General features: G+C 42.7%; 17 protein-coding genes. 9 read left to right on the top strand and 8 right to left on the bottom strand.

The features are described from left to right. Positions 1-174 precede the first annotated feature (174 nt). The 3 genes from V7K49_RS19715 to V7K49_RS19705 form a co-directional block, all read right to left on the bottom strand. Positions 175-780 carry an exopolysaccharide biosynthesis protein gene (locus V7K49_RS19715; RefSeq protein WP_335207000.1) on the bottom strand — a complete coding sequence of 202 codons (606 nt, stop codon included), beginning with the start codon at positions 778-780 and terminating at the stop codon, positions 175-177. A gap of 68 nt (positions 781-848) precedes the next feature. Beyond that, positions 849-1733, bottom strand: coding sequence for a lipid kinase (locus tag V7K49_RS19710; RefSeq protein WP_335206998.1), 885 nt, complete (start codon positions 1731-1733; stop codon positions 849-851). Positions 1734-2601: 868 nt separating this feature from the next. Beyond that, entirely contained in the window at positions 2602-4119 is a 1518-nt protein-coding gene (locus tag V7K49_RS19705; RefSeq protein ID WP_335206996.1) for an ABC transporter permease subunit, read from the bottom strand. Between the two features lie 261 nt (positions 4120-4380). Between V7K49_RS19705 and V7K49_RS19700 the strand changes: the two genes are divergently transcribed. Beyond that, positions 4381-5136, top strand: coding sequence for an amino acid ABC transporter ATP-binding protein (locus V7K49_RS19700; protein WP_334871552.1), 756 nt, complete (start codon positions 4381-4383; stop codon positions 5134-5136). A 117-nt stretch (positions 5137-5253) separates the two neighbouring features. Here V7K49_RS19700 and V7K49_RS19695 read toward each other — a convergent pair whose 3' ends face one another. Continuing rightward, the gene (locus V7K49_RS19695) at positions 5254-5454 is read right to left on the bottom strand and encodes a hypothetical protein (protein ID WP_334871553.1); all 201 of its coding nucleotides are present in this window, start codon (positions 5452-5454) and stop codon (positions 5254-5256) included. Between the two features lie 183 nt (positions 5455-5637). Then, positions 5638-6372, bottom strand: a complete 735-nt coding sequence (gene lipB, locus V7K49_RS19690; protein ID WP_335206995.1) for a lipoyl(octanoyl) transferase LipB — start codon at positions 6370-6372, stop codon at positions 5638-5640. Positions 6373-6990: 618 nt separating this feature from the next. On the opposite strand from lipB, the gene hpf reads away from it, so the two are divergent. Then, positions 6991-7638, top strand: coding sequence for a ribosome hibernation-promoting factor, HPF/YfiA family (hpf, locus tag V7K49_RS19685; protein ID WP_334871555.1), 648 nt, complete (start codon positions 6991-6993; stop codon positions 7636-7638). Positions 7639-7704: 66 nt separating this feature from the next. Here hpf and V7K49_RS19680 read toward each other — a convergent pair whose 3' ends face one another. Beyond that, positions 7705-8166, bottom strand: a complete 462-nt coding sequence (locus V7K49_RS19680; protein ID WP_335065604.1) for a peroxiredoxin — start codon at positions 8164-8166, stop codon at positions 7705-7707. Between the two features lie 118 nt (positions 8167-8284). Between V7K49_RS19680 and V7K49_RS19675 the strand changes: the two genes are divergently transcribed. The 3 genes from V7K49_RS19675 to V7K49_RS19665 all read left to right on the top strand — a co-directional run bounded on the left by V7K49_RS19675 (position 8285) and on the right by V7K49_RS19665 (position 11079). Continuing rightward, positions 8285-9412 (top strand): acyltransferase family protein, encoded by a 1128-nt coding sequence (locus tag V7K49_RS19675; RefSeq protein WP_335206994.1) that lies wholly within the window; start codon positions 8285-8287, stop codon positions 9410-9412. Between the two features lie 418 nt (positions 9413-9830). Next, positions 9831-10535, top strand: a complete 705-nt coding sequence (locus tag V7K49_RS19670; RefSeq protein WP_335206992.1) for a CAP domain-containing protein — start codon at positions 9831-9833, stop codon at positions 10533-10535. Between the two features lie 343 nt (positions 10536-10878). Continuing rightward, complete coding sequence (locus tag V7K49_RS19665; protein ID WP_335206990.1) at positions 10879-11079, top strand: hypothetical protein; 201 nt, start codon at positions 10879-10881, stop codon at positions 11077-11079. Between the two features lie 70 nt (positions 11080-11149). On the opposite strand, the gene V7K49_RS19660 is transcribed toward V7K49_RS19665, so the two are convergent. Beyond that, the gene (locus V7K49_RS19660; RefSeq protein WP_335206989.1) at positions 11150-12532 is read right to left on the bottom strand and encodes a carotenoid oxygenase family protein; all 1383 of its coding nucleotides are present in this window, start codon (positions 12530-12532) and stop codon (positions 11150-11152) included. Positions 12533-12541: 9 nt separating this feature from the next. Further along, on the bottom strand, positions 12542-13108 hold the full coding sequence (locus V7K49_RS19655; protein WP_335206988.1) for a PadR family transcriptional regulator: 567 nt from the start codon (positions 13106-13108) through the stop codon (positions 12542-12544). A gap of 687 nt (positions 13109-13795) precedes the next feature. Here V7K49_RS19655 and V7K49_RS19650 point away from each other — a divergent pair. From V7K49_RS19650 to V7K49_RS19635, 4 genes are all read left to right on the top strand, one after another. Then, entirely contained in the window at positions 13796-14209 is a 414-nt protein-coding gene (locus V7K49_RS19650) for a hypothetical protein (RefSeq protein WP_334722986.1), read from the top strand. Positions 14210-14465: 256 nt separating this feature from the next. Beyond that, complete coding sequence (locus tag V7K49_RS19645) at positions 14466-15644, top strand: hypothetical protein (RefSeq protein WP_335206987.1); 1179 nt, start codon at positions 14466-14468, stop codon at positions 15642-15644. A 314-nt stretch (positions 15645-15958) separates the two neighbouring features. Further along, positions 15959-17407, top strand: a complete 1449-nt coding sequence (locus V7K49_RS19640; protein WP_335206985.1) for an NB-ARC domain-containing protein,Caspase domain-containing protein — start codon at positions 15959-15961, stop codon at positions 17405-17407. After that, positions 17401-18305, top strand: a 905-nt coding sequence (locus tag V7K49_RS19635) for a tetratricopeptide repeat protein (RefSeq protein WP_335206983.1), incomplete at its 3' end; no start/stop codon positions are given. The genes V7K49_RS19640 and V7K49_RS19635, both read left to right, overlap by 7 nt.

The following is an 18305-nucleotide window of genomic DNA, read 5'->3' as shown; positions in this document are numbered from 1 at the left end:
CCCTCAGCTTTTTAGTTGAAGGCTTTTTTATGGCTGATATTTTTTAATCTGTGAAGAAAATAACTTTGTACATAATTTAAATATTCCCGGATATATCAATTAATAAAGTGGATTAATAAATGGTAGATGCACCCTAATAAATTACAGCCCTCAGCTTTTAGTTGAAGGCTTTTATTATTTAAAGATAGATGGTAGTAAACTGGGAGCTAACCATACTGTATAACCAATAAATCCAAACAGCAAGGTAATTAGGACAGTAATGCCGTAGCTGATGCAAATTAATAAACCGTCAGATTCGATGGTGGCAACAGTCAAAAGTAAAATACCGACAGTGGGGATGGGATTTGTAAACGGAATTGGTAATATTAGTAATAGTGTTAACAAAGAGATACAAAACCCATTAATTCGCCAAATCAAAGGATTATGGGCTATTTTTGCCAATCGGGGACGGGCGATTTTCTGTAAGACTTTGGTAAGACGTCCCAAATTTTGCAAAAGTAACTGGGCAAAGGGACGAGGAAATTTGTAGTTAGCGATTCTTTTCGGTAGCCAAGGCGATCGCCTCCCTAAAACCATTTGTACTGACAACAGTAAACAAGCACCACCAAAAGGGCCAGTTAATCCCGGTGGCATCGGAAATAAAAAGGGCAAAATTAATAATGTAATTACCAGGCTGAACCCTCGTTCTGAGGTTTCTGCCAGAACATCACCTAGAGTCAGCGGTTGTTCAGCTAGGCGTTCTAACAGGGACTTTATATCTTGAGAAAATCTCAGATGCATTTGGCGTGAGTTGATGCGAGTTCCCACATTTTTAGCAGAGGTAGATAGGGCAGAATAACTCCTAACTCCTAACTCATGATTTCTGGAGGTACTAAAACAGCTATAGCTTTAGGTATAACGCGAAAATGAGCAGGTGTGTAGGTAGTGATTTCACCATCTGTATTGATAGGGCGCGGTTTGTGAGTATGCACCTCTATTTCTTCACCTTGAAGAGAGCGTACACTCTGCCAATGTATATGTCGCCCTTCTCGCATTGCCGGAAATATTGGTATAATATGCAACCAATGTTTTAGCTCCAAGCTATAGAGATCTAGCCTTTGGTCATCTATTGTGGCATCGTGAGCCACTGCCATGCCACCCCCGTAATAGCGGCCGTTACCCACAGCAATTTGCACTGTTTTCACACGAACTGATTCACCATTGGTCACAATCTCCGCAGTAAAAGGTCTAGCTTCCCAAATCACTTGCAATGCAGTGGCAGCATAAGCAAATATTCCCCAACGGCGTTTGACTTCTTTGGTAAGTCGCTGGGTAATTTTTACACTCAATCCCATACTGGCAACGTTAAAAAAGTGCTTGCCGTTCACCCAACCCAAGTCGATGCGGCGAAAATTTCCATAGGCAATAATTTTGCAAGCTTTGCTGAGGGAATTCGGGATTCCCAAAGTCTTCGCTAGGTCGTTGGCGGTTCCCAGAGGCAAGATTCCCAAGGGCAACTGAGTATCAACTAAAGCATCTACTGCGGCATTGAGAGTCCCATCTCCTCCACCAATGATTACCAAGTCAACTTGATACTGATAGCGAAATATAACTTCAGCAAGATGTTTGGGGTCTTCTGTAAACTCCTCAATTAAATCAAAGCCGAGTGTCTTCAGATATTGAATTGCTTCCAACAGACCCTTTTGCCCTTGGCGGGCATGACGATTTACTAACAGCAGTGCGCGGGAACTCATGGGTAGTACCTTTTGTAGTTGATAGTTCCAATTATCCGCATCCATGTATTCTGCTTGAAGTTGACTATAAAAAAGCGTTTAAGTTGTTATGACCGTTATCAACAATTCATTTCGTCAATACTTATAATGTTATGATTACTAATTTTTAATTTATATTTTATCTAGTTTATCTTTATTAGCCCTCGGTGTGTTAATATTCAGTCCATATAATTATTACTCACTAAATGACTGAATTTAGGTATTTTTCTTTACAAAAGAGATATTTATGCCAATATTATAATACCCAGAAAAGAATGCTAAACAATAGGATATTTTTTCTTGGTATGGATACATATTTGTATAAATACTATTAATGGTTATAATTATTTAACTTTTGCCTGAGAAGACATTTATTTATAAAATTTGATTTTTATAGTTTAGCTAAATCCACTTATTAACAAGAAAGAATTCAGTGAAGCAACTGGCGTGCAACTTCTAGTCATTCGGGTTTAGTACAGCATTTCATTAATTCGTGGCGAATGAAATTTGGCAATACCCTGCAATACCATGCAATGCCAATGCGTCAGCTTACATTGTTAATGCATCTGCTGCATTGTCAATGCATCGGCTTACATTGTTAATGCGTCAGCTTACATTGTTAATGCATCGGCTTACATTGTTAATGCGTCAGCTTACATTGTTAATGTGTCGGCTTACATTGTTAATGCATCAGCTTACATTGTTAATGCGTCAGCTTACATTGTTAATGCATCGGCTGCATTAAAAACGCTACGCTTTTACGCAAAACTGTACTTAGTGCTTACCCTGAAAGTTAATTGAGATTAGCAATCCTAAATTAAAGTAAGTCGAAAAAATCACTTAAAAATTATTAGGTATCGTACTTCCTTCGCCGTTTAACCGGATTCATCCACACTTCTAAGCGACTAAATGCCTGTGAAGAAAGTAACGTCAAGCACAGATATACCAAAGCTACAGCCGCGTAAATTTCAAAAGCGCGATAGTTATCGGCGACAATTAGCTGTCCTTTGCGGAACAATTCTTCAAAACCAATCACTGCAACTAAACTTGTATCTTTCAACAAACTGATAAACTCATTACCTAAGGGTGGGATCATCCGCCGGAAAGCTTGGGGAAAAATCACATAACTCATTGTTTGTACAGAACTCAAACCTAATGACTGTGCTGCTTCTGCTTGTCCTGTTTCAATTGATTGAATCCCAGCACGGACAACTTCGGCAATGTATGCAGCACTATTCAAACTTAAGGCAATTACCCCAGCTACCAAACGATCAAAAGTAAATGTCAAACCAAGTTCTTGTAAAATTGCTGGTAAACCGAAGTAAATCATAAAAATTTGCACTAACAAAGGCGTTCCCCGGAAGAAATCTACATACGCCCTCGCCACCCACCGCAAAGGTGCAACATGAGAAAGGCGGACAATACCAATCAAGGAACCCCCAATTAAACCAAACACTACAGAAAGTATTGTCAATTGCAACGTTACCAAAGCTCCTTGTAATAAAGTCGGAAAAGCCTGCAAAATCACGCCAATTGAGGTTAATATTTTAGGTGTGCCAGCGCTAGTCTGGTTCTCAAATGGTGATTTAACTGGTAATGATGGCGGCTTAGTTTTAAACCATTTTTGATAAATTTGGGAATAAGTGCCATTTTTCAGAACCCTATCCAAACCGTTGTTTATTAATGCCAAATTCGGCGAATTTTTAGCTGTAGCAATCCCGTAAAATTCCTCTGTCAGCAATTGCTGTACTATTTTAATTCCCTTGAGATTGCCCGTATTAATAGCATATAAAGTCACTGGTGCATCATTGATTACCGCATCCACATTACCATTGAGCAATTCTTGCAGGGCTAAAGGTGCTGAATCAAAACTGCGAATTTGCACTCCAGGAATACTCTTAGCCTTTGCAGCCCCAGTTGTACCAACTTGTACCGCAATTTTTTTATTTTTGAGACTGTCAAAGCCAGTAATATTTTGATTATCTACACGGATTGCGATCGCTAACCCAGCCTTAAAATAAGGGCGGGAAAAAGAAATCGTCTTCGCCCTCTCCTCTGTAATCGTGATCGAACTAATCGCCGCATCTACCGTTTTGGCTCCCAAAGCTGGGATAATGCCATCAAAAGGCAGACTTTGAAAATCCACCTTAAAGTTAGCAGAGGAAGCGATCGCATTCATCAAATCAATGGAAAAACCCTGTAACTTACCACCTTGTCCTTGAAACTCAAAAGGTGGAAACGCCGGTTCAGTAGCAACCCGTAGAGTTTTCCCAGCACTAGGATTCACTCCACAGCCAGTCAGTAACAAACAGCTAAAACCTACAACTACACACCAGCGCAGCCAACAGATAAAACTAAATTTAGCCATATTATTTTCTCTTCCCTCTGCGCCCTTGGCATCTTGGCGGTTCATTCAAGTTATATCTTGCAACTGTCCAATCTCCCGCCAAGAAATAAATTTCACAGGCTTTTAGCTAAAGTCTACCTCAGTAGACTAAAACTCTTACTTAGTCTTCTTTAGAAGACTTGAGCTATTAGCCTCAGAATTCATTCTGAGGCGTTTTTTAGGACTGCTGCACGTCTACATGAAAAACCTTACAATCAACTGTAGAACAGCTTGACATAAGTAATGAACAATACCATCCCCGCCATTATTTTTGACAATATCGAAAAAAACTTTGGTTCCCTAAAAGTGCTCAAAGGAATCACAGGCGAAATCAACCGGGGAGAAGTTGTTGCAGTTATCGGTTCCTCCGGCTGTGGTAAAAGTACCCTACTACGCTGCTTTAACCGCCTAGAAACCATTGACAAGGGGCGTTTAATAATCAACGGGATCAACTTATCTCGACCCACTGTCAACTATAACCAACTGCGGCAACTACGAACACAAGTCGGTATGGTTTTCCAACAGTTCAACCTGTTTCCTCATCTCAGTGTCCTGGAAAATATGACACTCGCTCCTCGGAAAGTCTTGGGAAAAACACCGAAGGAAAGCGCCCAATTAGCGAGATTATATTTAGAAAAAGTCGGCTTATTTGACAAAGCCTCTGCTTATCCCGAACAACTTTCTGGTGGACAAAAGCAACGAGTAGCGATCGCTCGTAGCTTATGTATAAATCCCCAAATCATGCTATTTGACGAACCCACCAGCGCCCTAGATCCTGAACTCGTCGGCGAAGTTCTGCAAGTAATGCAGCAATTGGCAGCAGAAGGCATGACAATGGTGGTTGTCACCCATGAAATGCAATTTGCGCGGGAAGTAGCCGATCAGGTGATATTTTTAGACCAAGGTATTGTGACAGAACAAGGCCTAGCCTATGAAGTACTGACCAATCCCCAAAGCGATCGCCTACGTATTTTCCTCAGTCGCCTCAACGTTAGATAGTTAGGAGTTAGGAGTAGAGACGCGATTAATCGCGTCTGTACAGGAGTTAGGAGTTGGGAGTTGTCAATTAAAGGTTTTTTCATAACTCTTCACTCATAACTCTTCACTCATAACTATTTAAAGGTACTCGCGCAAGAAATCAAAAGGATCATCTTCCCAACAAGGTTCAGGTATCAGCCAAAATAAACTACTGTTGATATCGGCTTCAATTTCATCAGCGTCGTCTCTATCAAATAGTTCTATCAAAGCTATCCAATCACCTTCTCTCAGAAACGTTAACGATGGGGCATATACCTGGAGATTATTTGAGTAATTCACGCGCAAAGTTGTGCTTGAGAGCCGTAAAAAGTTAGTATAAAAATTTGTAAATAATCAGATTATAGCTTTGATAACCGAAGTTAAATAGTTATTTTGATACTATTAAATATGGACTACTCTCATGAGTGTCTCACAATTTAAATAGGACTGCTATAGTATTTATTACATAATTACAAGCTGAATTTACTCAAACCGGAAAAATTCTTCAGGCTGCGACTCGACTAATTCCACGTCAAAGACTTCCGCAAAGGACTGGGCTAGATAAAAACGCACTTCTTGGCAAGTGATTCCTGGAATCCATTCAGCTAAACTGCCTACAGGTTTATCAGAAATACCGCAGGGTACAATGCGCTCAAAGCCTGTCATATCTGGACAAACATTTAATGCAAAGCCGTGCATGGTAATCCAACGGCTAACTTTAATCCCAATAGCCGCAACTTTTCGCCCTTGCAACCAAACGCCAGTAAAAGCCGGAATTCTTTCTCCCTGCAATCCATAAACTGCTAATAGGCGAATTATGACTTCTTCGAGTTGCCGTAAGTACCAATGAAGGTCTTTACGATAATGTTGCAGATTTAAAATTGGATACCCAACCAGTTGACCGGGACAATGGTAAGTAACCTCACCGCCGCGTTCAACTCGATGCACATCATATTCACTGTTTACCCTGAGCGTTCGCGTAGCGTCTCGTAGAGAAGCCGAAGGGTCAATATCAAATTTGAGAAAATCTGAGTTGGCTCCTTGCCCTAGAGTGTAGACAGGTGGATGTTCTAGCAAAATTAACACGTCATCTAGACTGGGGTCATGGATACGCTCAGTCAGGAGCGATCGCTGCCATCCATGAGCATCCAAGTAAGGCATTAATCCTTGGTTATACAGCAAACAACGGTTTTGGTGTGGTTCTATACTATGGATCATGCCAAAAATAAACTGGGATTGGGAACGAAATATATTTCAAGTTAAAAGATTTGAGTCAACAATTGTCAAGCTTTGCAAAGGATTTTAAAGGAAAGTCAAGGGAAGCTGCATTATAAAACACAAAGTGCTAGGTTGAATATTAACCTCAATAGGTTTTTAGGAGGAATTCTCTACAATAAGCATCACGCCAAGACAATAAGAACGAATGTACTGGCTGATGACTCTAATTATATTGTTTGCATTTAAAACAGAATCAAACTTCCACAAAAACTCGTGTTCTTGAACAACAGCAAGCAAACCTCAATCGAACACAGAAGGAGCAACTATCAACAGTTCTGTAAGCATTCCTTGAAAAGAGAAGGTAGTCACGGGAGCTACTACTCAGATTTCCTCACCCAAGAGTTCTATGTGGAAATCCAATTGGATATCAGCGCAGAGATGAGGAGGGAAATCAAGGTATACTTGACAACAACTCAGATGCAGGAAGCTTAGAGACAGCTTACCAGCACTACATACAAAGAGTTCACAATTTGTTTTGGCGGGAGTAATATATCTTACCGCAACTTCTTTTCATACAAAGCAAATTCACACATCCAAATATTCACCGGGAGAGTTTACATGAAGCTTGTCATCCACGGCAAAAATATTGAAATCACTGATGCAATTCGTGAGTATGTACATCAAAAGATTGAAAAAGCAGTTAGTCACTTTCAGAGCATTACAAATGAAGTGGATGTGCATCTTAGCGTAGCCCGTAATCCCCGAATTAGTCCTAGACAAGCGGCTGAAGTAACTATTTATGCAAATGGTAGCGTTATCCGTGCCGAGGAAAGCAGCGAAAGCCTATATGCCAGCATTGACTTAGTTGCAGATAAAATTGCTCGTCAACTGCGGAAATACAAAGAACGGCGTCAAGACCAGAAAACTCAAGCCCAACCAACAGAAGTAGTTGTTACAGAGTCGATAGTTACAGATTTAATTGGCGATCGCACCCCCGAACTACCCAACGAAGTTGTCCGGACAAAATATTTTTCCATGCCGCCGATGACCCTTGCAGAAGCCTTAGAACAACTGCAACTCGTAGGACACGACTTTTATATGTTCCACAATTCTGAAACTGGAGAGATTAATGTAATTTACGAACGTAACCACGGCGGTTATGGTGTGATCCATCCCCGCAATGGTAACGGTCATACTAACGGCAAGAATGGCAAGTCAACCCACGCTAATATTGTCATGCCGGAAAAATCGCATTCAAATAAATAGAAAGTAGGGGCTAGGGAGATAGGGGAGATAAGGAAGAAATAACTCCTCCCTCCTCACTCCCAACTCCTACTTAGCCGCAAGCTGTTGCAAAGTTTTCAGCGCTTCCTCAACATGTCCTTTAAAGTTAAACATTGAGTCAAACACGTATTGCACAATTCCTTGTTGGTCAATGACGTAAGTAACGCGACCAGGGAATAAGCCAAAAGCCGCTGTTGCGCCATATAGCTTCCGCACTTGGTCGCCTTTGTCAGTTAACAGGGTAAAAGGTAGATTGTACTTTGCAGCAAATCGCTGATGAGATTCGCTAGAGTCAGCACTCACGCCGACAACTTCAGCGCCAGCGGCTTTAAACACTTCATACTGATCACGAAAGGCGCAGGATTCAGATGTACATCCGGGTGTGTCGTCCTTGGGGTAAAAATATAGGACAACAGCTTTTTTGCCACGAAAATCTTGGAGGCTAATTGTTGAGCCGTTTTGGGCAGGTAGAGTGAAATTAGGAGCGGTGTCTCCAACTTTGATTGGCATAGCGAGTGGTGGTAATTACTTAATAAAATTTTACCTTGTATCCAAGTCTATAAATTTTGCTTGATTAGCTGCATCAAGCGGGGTAGCTTAGATACTCATCTAACATAAAATTCCGCTTATGCGCCTGACTTCACTGGATGTTTTTCGCGGCATTACGATCGCTGGGATGATTCTCGTCAATATGGCAGGAGTCGCTGATGATGTATATCCTCCCTTAGCCCACGCCGATTGGCACGGTTGCACACCAACTGACTTGGTATTCCCCTTCTTTCTCTTGATTGTCGGTGTAGCGATGACTTTCTCGCTCTCAAAGTACACTGAAGATAACAAACCAACCTCAGCTATTTACTGGCGCATTTTACGCCGTGCTGCCATTCTCTTTGCATTGGGATTGCTACTAAATGGCTTTTGGAATCAGGGTATTTGGACTTTTGATTTAAGTAGTATCCGCATTCTGGGAGTGTTGCAACGCATCAGCATTACCTATCTGCTGGCTTCTTTAGCAGTTCTCAACCTGCCGCGTAAAGGTCAATGGATACTAGCAGCAGCGCTACTCATCGGCTACTGGCTAACGATGATGTATCTACCAGTGCCCGATTATGGTGCAGGAGTTCTGACACGGGAAGGTAATTTCGGCGCTTATATTGACCGCCTGATTATTCCCAAAGCACATTTATACAAGGGTGATGGTTTCAACTTTATGGGAGATCCAGAAGGACTTTTCAGTACTATTCCGGCGATAGTGAGCGTCCTTGCTGGCTACTTCACTGGTCAATGGATACGCAGCCAACCTGTACAGTCACGCACAAGTATAGGGTTAGGATTATTTGGAGTTGGTTGCTTAATTATCGGTTGGGCATGGGGGTGGACATTCCCCATCAACAAAAAGCTGTGGACAAGTTCCTATGTCATCTTCACTAGCGGTTGGGCGTTACTTTTGCTAGCAGCTTGTTATGAACTCATCGAAGTCCGGCTGAATCGTCGCTGGAGTAAACCTTTTGAAATTATGGGCTTAAATGCGATCGCTCTTTTCGTTCCATCCGTTTTGTTGATTAAAATCTTAGTGAAAACCACTATTGGTACAGGCAAAGACGCTCCTAGTACCTATAATTGGATTTACCATAATTTTTTCGCATCTTGGGCGGGAGTCCTGAATGGTTCCCTGTTGTTTGCCATAGTCACCGTGTTGTTGTGGTGGGTTGTTGGTGTTCTGATGTATCGACAACGTTGGTTTCTCAAGGTGTAAATTTGAAAGCAGGTGGAAGAAAATGAAAAAATTTTGTTGTTATTTACGTTTTAGCGTTAGCAAGGTTACTACAGGTATTAAGTAATATTTTTGTAATACCTCAGGAACAAAGGCGATTGCAGCTTTATCAATATCTATATAGTGCGTTAATCTGGGCTTTCATGAGCGAATCTACCAAAGTTCTGATGTCTGATACCAATTCACGAAAACCCTGATACAGATAGATTTCTTGTAGGGGCATGGCAATGCCATGCCCTTACCAACGTATTTGTATCATTATTAAAGTGAAATGGTATGAGAACATGCTGCTTCCAAAGCTCTGAACGGCAAAAGCGTCTACAGACAACTCTTTGCGATGAAAATTAAAATTTTCTGCTAATTCACTAAATTAATCCAGAGAAAAATTGTGAGGTAATGAATGCGTCGCCTGAAATTTTGGGTATTTTTGCCATTTACCTTGATATTCGGCTGCTCAAATCAAATGTTTCAATCTAACCCATCTGTGACAAACTCTAACCCAGCAGTAGTTCAACCAGCCAGTCCGACTTTATTAGCAAAGGCGAGTTATCTTTCACCACTGGAACAACAGGTAATTGTTGAAACAAATAAGGTACGAACAAATCCCAAAGCATACCTGCCGATTCTGGAAAACTATAAAAAGCGCTTCCAAGGTAACCGAGTCAAAATTTCTAATAATTTTTATTTACAGACTCAAGAAGGAGTCAAAGCAGTCGATGAAGCGATCGCATTTCTGAAATCAGCCCGTCCTGTGGGAGCGTTGACTGCATCTAAAGGTATGTCTTTAGGAGCAAAAGACCACGCTAAAGACCAGGGGCCAAAAGGTGCCGTAGGTCATGATGGTAGCGATGGTAGTAACCCCTTTACTCGCATTAACCGCTATGGTGCATGGCAAACAACCGCAGGCGAAAATATCAGTTATGGCCCAAACACTGCTCAAGATATCGTCATGCAGTTAATTATTGATGATGGTGTGAGCGATCGCGGTCACAGAAAAAACATTTTTAACGGCGCTTTTAAAGTATCTGGCGTTGCTTATGGAACTCACAAATCATACAGAACAATTTGTGTAATTGACTACGCTGGGGGGTATAGGGAAAAATAATATGAGTCGGGAATAGCGAATGGAATTCGTGGCTACACAAACAAAAGCTTAAGAGAAAACAAGGGGATTTTGCCCCTTGTTTTAAACAGTGCAGCCGGGTAAAGCCTCGCTTAAACCGCGTCTACCTTGAAAACTGTAGTTATTTCCGTATGAAAAGAAAAAACCCTCATCCCCCAGCCCCCAGCCCCTTCTCCCAATATTGCCAGAAGCGGAGCCGGAAAGAAGTCCCTCTCCCTACTTGGGAGAGGGATTTAGAGTGAGGGCAAAAACTACGGTTCTCAACATAGATGAGGTTTAGTACAGCATTTCATTAATTCGTAGCAAATTAAATTTGGCAATGCCAATGCATCCTTCTACAATGCCAATGTGTCCTTATGCAATGCTAATGCGTCCTTATGCAATGCCAATGCGTCCTTGTGCAATGCCAATGCGTCCTTGTGCAATGCCAATGCGTCTTTCTGCAATGCCAATGCGTCCTTCTGCAATGCCAATGCGTCCCTCTGCATTTAAAAACGCTACGATTATTATGCAAAACTGTACTTAGACGAGCCAGTGCGGCGTCCAGCGAGCCACTCTTGTTGCAACTGGCGTGCAGTTTCTATAATGCTATTTAGCTATTCCTCGGCAACCCAAGTACCATGAAATCCATAAGGCACCCGTTGAGGAATTATCACCCGCGCTACAGGTTCAGCGGTCACATCTTGGGCATTCACCACTACTAATTCTGAACTGTTTAAATTCTCATCGTAAACGAAAGTCACAAGCCAACCATCATCCTCAGCAATTGCACCAGGACGCGGCGCAAACACAGCTTCACCGCCATAGCGTCCCTGTCCAAATTCATGGATTTGGGACTGTCCACTGCTGAAGTCGTACTTAATTATCCCTTCAAATAAAGGTAGAGGACTATTCGCCATTTTGTTGGTGTAACCATATCGGGTTTGTCGCCCCAATAGATTTTCGTTGACGCGGGGAAATTCTGAAGCTACATCGTCCAACATCTCCTCACGCACTGTCCCCGTGTTGAGATTAAACCGCCAGCGATACAAGCGCGGGATATTTCCTTCTCGGTCAGGTTGCGAATCATCAGAACTTAAAACAGTAGTAGAACTCATGCGACAGGCAATAAGCACCACTTCATCTCCGTCTTCGTAGGCGTTGAGGGTATGGAAGACGTAGCAAGAGGGACTTTCAAACCAGCGAATATTACTGTTGTCACCGTGACGTGGTAGGATGCCAAAACGACTGGGGCGATCGCGCTCAAACATCATCACAGGTTCTCCCCGTTGCGATCGCTCGGCGCTAAAAGTCAGCGGCAAATCCATAAAAATTGTGTAGTTTTCAGTGATGGCGAAATCGTGCATCATCACTCCTATTGGCAGATCAATTGGCACTGTCCGCAACAGTTCGCCTTGTGCTGAAACCACACTATATTGCAGGTACGGTGGTCTAAACACAGAGTAGCCAAAGAAGATCATTTCGCCCGTCACCGGGTCTACCTTGGGATGGGCTGTGAAGGCAGAAACTAGCTTGCCATTGTAAGTGTACTCGCCAATGGTTTCTAATTCCGGAAGCTTGATAGCGTGAGGTTTACCCCCCTCGTTGAGCCCCAACATTTGACCAGCGTGCCATACTAAGGCAGTATTGGCGGTGTTTTTGCCGGAACCGTGGGGATTATCCATTTGCCGTGGCTCTAACAACCCACTCCAGAGAGCCTTACCCGCTTGTCGTTCTTTTTTCCATCCGGCTGTCTGCACGTAGCGGTTACGATAAGTCGCTACGCCGTTGCTAATTCGCACACCATGCAACATCCCATCTCCGTCAAACCAGTGATATTGACCGATGGGTGTCCATTGAGGGTTAGGGCCATTCCGCACAAACATCCCCGATAGGTCAAGAGGTAATTCACCGATGACTGGCAATTTGTCGGTGGTGATTTCTTCACGAATTGGAGCAAAATTGCGATCGAGATAAGGATTAACTGCTATTGTTACCATTGTCTTGATTTATAGAATCTGGTAATGTGATGCATATGGTTTTTGGTGATTGATAACACTGATCGCTATCTTCAACCAATCAATATAAGTCTGTTCTCTTCGGATCACTAACTCCAGCACAAGCCTTTGCATGACTTGCTCACGGTTGGCAGACTGATCACTGAGTGATGGTAAATCGATGGTTTCAGATTCAGCAAGCTTTTTGCTTCGAGCCGCCACTTGTTGCTCCAGTAGGTGAATAATGGTTTCATTTGACAACTGATCTGCAAAATGCAACTGGAGGAGCAAAGGTTCTCGGATAGTCGGTAAGAGCTGATGAGTCCCAAGCCATCGGGCGAATTCGGCTTTCCCTGGCTCCGTCACACTGTAAACTTTGCGGTTGGGGCGATCGTGCTGAATCTCAATCTTACAGGTAATCCAGCCTTGCTCAACTAGCTTATCGAGAGTTCTGTAAATTTGTGCCTGGTCTGCTGGCCACAAATGGGCAATGCATTGATCAAAGCAGCCCGTTTTCAGGTCGTAGCCCGTCATTTCTTGCTGCTGAAGAAGACCTAGAATTACATATGCTAGCGACATTAAGACGGTTTTCCCATAATTGATATTTTCTCGATAGATTCTATGACTATGTACTTCTTATAAGTTTATGCTAATATATGATTAATCCAGTATAAGATATAACGGCTATAAAAAGATATGTTGATTGTCATGCGTCTTAACAAAGAAACCGAATACATGAACTGAGGTTGGGCAGATGGCTAATGGTGCTGTTTGCACAAGAGAGTGATGAAGTAGCGATGTATTTTGAGTGCCGCTTCCGTACCCCTATGGGGATCTTGCTATGTGGAGTATCAATCTATGAATTTTGGATTTTGGACTTCGGCTTACTTCGACTTCGCTCAGTCGAACGATTTTGGATTTTAGATTGACCCCGGCAAAATTGGGTGCGGGGCAAGCCGAATTTTGAATTTTGGATAATGGAATTGTTCCGCTCACGCAATATCGGGGCAAGAACCAAAATAATTTTTAATTCTTCAATTCTTTAATCTAAAATCTAAAATTGGCACAGTCAAGAGAAGGGAAGTGAGAAGTTCTGATCAGAGCGGCAAGCCTCCTGGTGAGCGTCTACGCCACCATTGGATATGCTAATCATCGCTAGTGTATCACTCAACAAACCAGTTGTTCGCTACAGTCTATTCGTGATAAATATTGACGCAGAAATTATTTAAGCCATTGAAGACTATTGTAACGAGAGGATGGGTAACATTGACTTCTAACACACTTTCACAAAGAATACGTCAACATCAATATTTGCGTGATTTACGAAACAAATTACTCCACCTTCACAAGACGTTGCTGGAGACAGAACGCATTGCCTACGAACAGGTTAGTGGACGAGTATCAAGCGGAGAACTACTTCAGCTAGTTATCGCTCATGAACAATTTGCTTGGCTACATCGCATTTCTGAGGTGGTTGTGCAAGTTGATGAAATGCTCGAAGCAGATGAACCGATAGCGATGGATGATTTTGAAAAGTTGATTGCTAATGTCCGCACGCTGATTGTACCGTTAGAAACGGGCAATACCTTCGAGAGAAAGTATTACAACGCTCTCCAGCGCGAACCTGGTGCTGTGTTGGCACATGCGGAGATATCAAGATTTCTCATGACTAAGGTTTAAGGTTAACTGAGAGCAATTTTCAATAGCCATACAGCAGATTTTATCTGAATAGACCACAGTTAAGTAGGGTGGGCATTGCAATGCCCACCCTATTATGATGATCGGTTGGCTGTAGTTTACGTAATTTAAAACCGCTGTAATACATAACTTTTCACGGGAAGTCCTGTTGTATCAGATAATGTGGTCATGAATAATACAGAGGACAAGCTTTGCGTAGGCATAGTCCACCGCAGGAATCGCTAGCCACCTTACAACAATGACCACTGTAATATTTGTACATGGCACAGGCATTAGGGAACGAGAATACAACGATACCTTTGAGATAATTGAGCAAAAGATTCACGCTCAACGTCCTGACATCAAAGTTGCTCCCTGTCTTTGGGGTGCATTAGGTGCAAAGTTTAATGATAATCGGGCATCAGTACCCTTGGAGGATGCCACACTGGCTTTATCTCAGCCAGAAGAAGATGCAGATATTGTACTATGGCGGCAATTATACCGCGACCCTCTTTATGAATTGCGGCTGTTGTCTTTGAAACCTGGTGATAAGGCAGGAAATGCTTTTGGGGAAGAACCAGGGGATATTTTACAATCTCGTGTGGCGAGTCTCACTCCGGCATCTCAACTGCAAGCTAAGTTGCAAGAGGCGGGAATTGCAGAGGTATTTGAACAAGCACGAGAGGCGATTATCCACAGTGAACCGTATCATGAGGCATTGAGCAAAGTTTCCGAATCTGATTTGAGTGAATATTATGCACCAATAGCTAGGGCATTTGTCGCTCAAGCAATGTTTATTAGCGAACAGCAAGAAAAATTTCCCCCGATACTCACCGATGCCCAATTGCGGGATAAAGTTGTGGAATTGTTGACTCTGGCTTTGGGAGAGACGGAGTTAGGATTGGTTGGCTGGTTATTAAAGCCATTTGTTGAACTAGCACAGTACGGCGGAACGAATTATGTCAGAGGAAACCGCCTTGAGTTAACTGATAAAATTTCGCCTATGCCTGGTGATATTTTGTTGTATCAGACGCGGGGTGAAAAAATCAGGGCGTTTATCCAGCAACAAATTGCCCAAGCAGAACCGCCAGTGGTTTTAATCGCCCATAGCTTGGGAGGTATCGCTTGTGTAGATTTGCTAGTGCAGCAGCAGTTGTCTCAGGTGGAATTATTGGTAACAGTTGGTTCCCAAGCACCATTTTTATATGAGATTAACGCCCTCTACAGCTTAGAATATGGGCAGTTATTGCCAGAGCATTTCCCGGAATGGTTGAATGTGTACGATTTACGTGATTTTCTCAGTTACGTGGGTAATAGAATTTTCCCTGATAAAGTGCAGGATGTGCGAGTGGATAGCAGACAACCATTTCCCCGTTCCCACGGTGCTTATTGGACAAATGCCAAAACCTGGGAGGCGATTATTTCGAGGTTGCCATAATGGTTTACTTTTTACGGTATTTAGAAAACCCCTCTCCAAACCTCTCCCCTACAAGGCTACGGTGTACACACAAGTTAAATTACCCCCCTCAATCCCCCCTTGTAAAGGGGGGAAGCCGGAAATCCAGTTCTCAATCCCCCCTTATAAAGGGGGGAAGCCGGAAATCCAGTTCTCAATCCCCCTTTGTAAAGGGGGGAAGCCGGAAATCCAGTTCTCAATCCCCCTTTGGAAAGGGGGAAGCCGGAAATCTAGTTCCCTCCCCTTGTAAAGGGGAGGGTTAGGGTGGGGTAAAAACCATGAGAGGCTAGGTCATCATGCAGTTGATGGCTAAACCTGAGCGGACATTTGGGTTAATTGTGGGTATTGAAAAGTACCACGAATCAGCTTGGAATGTGACGGGTGGGGGGCCAGCAGATGACGCGTTTAAATTTGCTGATTGGCTGCATCGGCGCGGTGTACCGAAGGAAAATATTCGGTTATGTTTATCAGCACTGGAAGAAAATCATCAGTTAATTGGGGAATGTGGGTTAACTGTAGAGAAGGCAACAGAGCAAAATATCTCCGACATTGTGACTAACTTCTTATCCCCAAAGTCGGGGGATTTACTCTACATTTTTTGGGCGGGACATGGTTTGATTACCTCAGAACGAGAGCGTCGGTTGCTTTGTGCTGATGCAAATAAACAGAATTGGCAGAATTTAGATTTAAATTCTTTATTAGTTTTGTTGGGTTCCGATAAATTTAAGATTCGGAATCATATTTGTATTATTGATTCCTGCGCCAATTATGTTTTAGAGTCGAAGGGAAGACCAACTAACTTAGGTGGCAAAACTTTTTTGAGTGGACAGCCACATAAAGATAGTCAACAATTTGTGTTACTGGCTACGCGGGAAGGAGAAAAAGCTGAGGTAAATTCTGAAAATAAAACAGGATACTTTTCTCAAGCGGTGAGAGAGGCTTTTGCTGAAGCCAATGGGAGTTTTCCGCCGGATATGAGGGAAGTTACTGAGGCAGTTAAGCAGCGATTTACCAGTTTAGATAAAAAACAACTGCCGACTTATTTTTATTCCCGCAGTTGGGATGGAGATATTGAAAAATCTCATTTCAACCCATTTGATATCCCGCATAATATCCAACAGAGTCAAGCTCGTAAGTTTGTTGGGAGGGATGAGCAAATACAACAATTGCGTCAGCTATTGCAAGCAAATGATGTTGTGGGAATTAGCGATGTAACTGGGCAAGGTGGGGTGGGTAAAACAGAGTTAGCTATTCAATACTCATGGCAATATTTGGAAGATTATTCTGGTGGGTGTTGTTGGTTAAATCCCCAAGGTATTGATTTGGGAACCCAGTTAGTAGAGTTTGGAGTTGTGAATTTACCTAACTTTAATCCACCAGATGGATTAAGCCTAGCAGGTCAAGTTGCTTATTGCTGGAAGAACTGGCAAGCTAGCAAAGTTTTATTAGTATTTGATGATGTGAAAGACTTGAAGCAAATTCAACCTTATCTACCACCCAAGGGTTCTCGGTTTAAGGTGTTAATTACCACTCGTCAAAATACAGGGTTAATATATCCATCACTGCCGTTAGGTGAATTGTCACCAGATGCAGCCTTAGAATTATTAGCAAAGCTATTGGGGGATGAATATGTTCAACAGGACACAGAGACAGCAAAAAAACTTTGCGAACATGTCGGTTATATCGCTATTGGAATTTACCAAATAGCGGCTATCTGCCGTAAGCCAGGGAGAGTATTATGTTAGCAGACATCCTCGCACAGCTACAAAAGCAAGCATCAACAGGCGAGTCTGGTGTAGCAGCAGCTTTTGAGTTGAATTGGCAAAGCTTGGAACCAGAAGCACAAAAATTGGCTTGTTTGGTGAGTTTGTTTGCTTTGGCTCCTATCCCCTGGTCTTTGGTAGAATCAGCAGCAAGTTATAGCCATTTGGAATTTGATTTAAAAGCTAACTGCACTATTTTAGTTGAGCGTTATTTGCTGCAAGAATTGGCAGAAGACACCTACCAAGTTCACGAACGCATTCGGGAATTATTTCAGCAGAAGTTAGAAGATTTGGCTGAAGCAGATGAACTCAAGCGCGGCTATTGTCAAGGAATGGTAGCCGTAGCAAAAGATATTCCTGAGACACCCACATTGATAGAAATTGCTCAAGCAACTCTTGCCATCCCTCACCTTGCGGAAACTGCGACAGTTTACCAAGCTTGCTTAGGTGATGAGGATTTAATCTCGCCTTTTGTAGGCTTGGGTAGATTTTACCAAGGTCAAGGTGCTTATGAGCAGGCTTTACCTTGGTATAAACAAAGTTTATTAACTGCTAGAGAGCGTTTTGGTGAAGAACACCCTGATGTGGCAATTAGCTTAACCTATTTGGCAGCACTCTACTTTTCACAGGGAAGGTACAGCGATGCCGAACCTTTGTTAATCGAAGCTTTGGCGATGACAAAACGCCTGCTGGGGGATGAACACCCTGATGTGGCAACTAGCCTGAACAATTTGGCAGCACTCTACTTTTCACAGGGAAGGTACAGCGATGCCGAACCTTTGTACATCGAAGCTTTGGCGATGACAAAACGCCTGCTGGGGGATGAACACCCTGATGTGGCAACTAGCCTGAACAATTTGGCAGCACTCTACTTTTCACA

This window comes from Nostoc sp., from assembly GCF_036919675.1.
GTDB lineage: Bacteria > Cyanobacteriota > Cyanobacteriia > Cyanobacteriales > Nostocaceae > Nostoc.
This window is presented reverse-complemented; position numbering and strand designations above follow the sequence as displayed.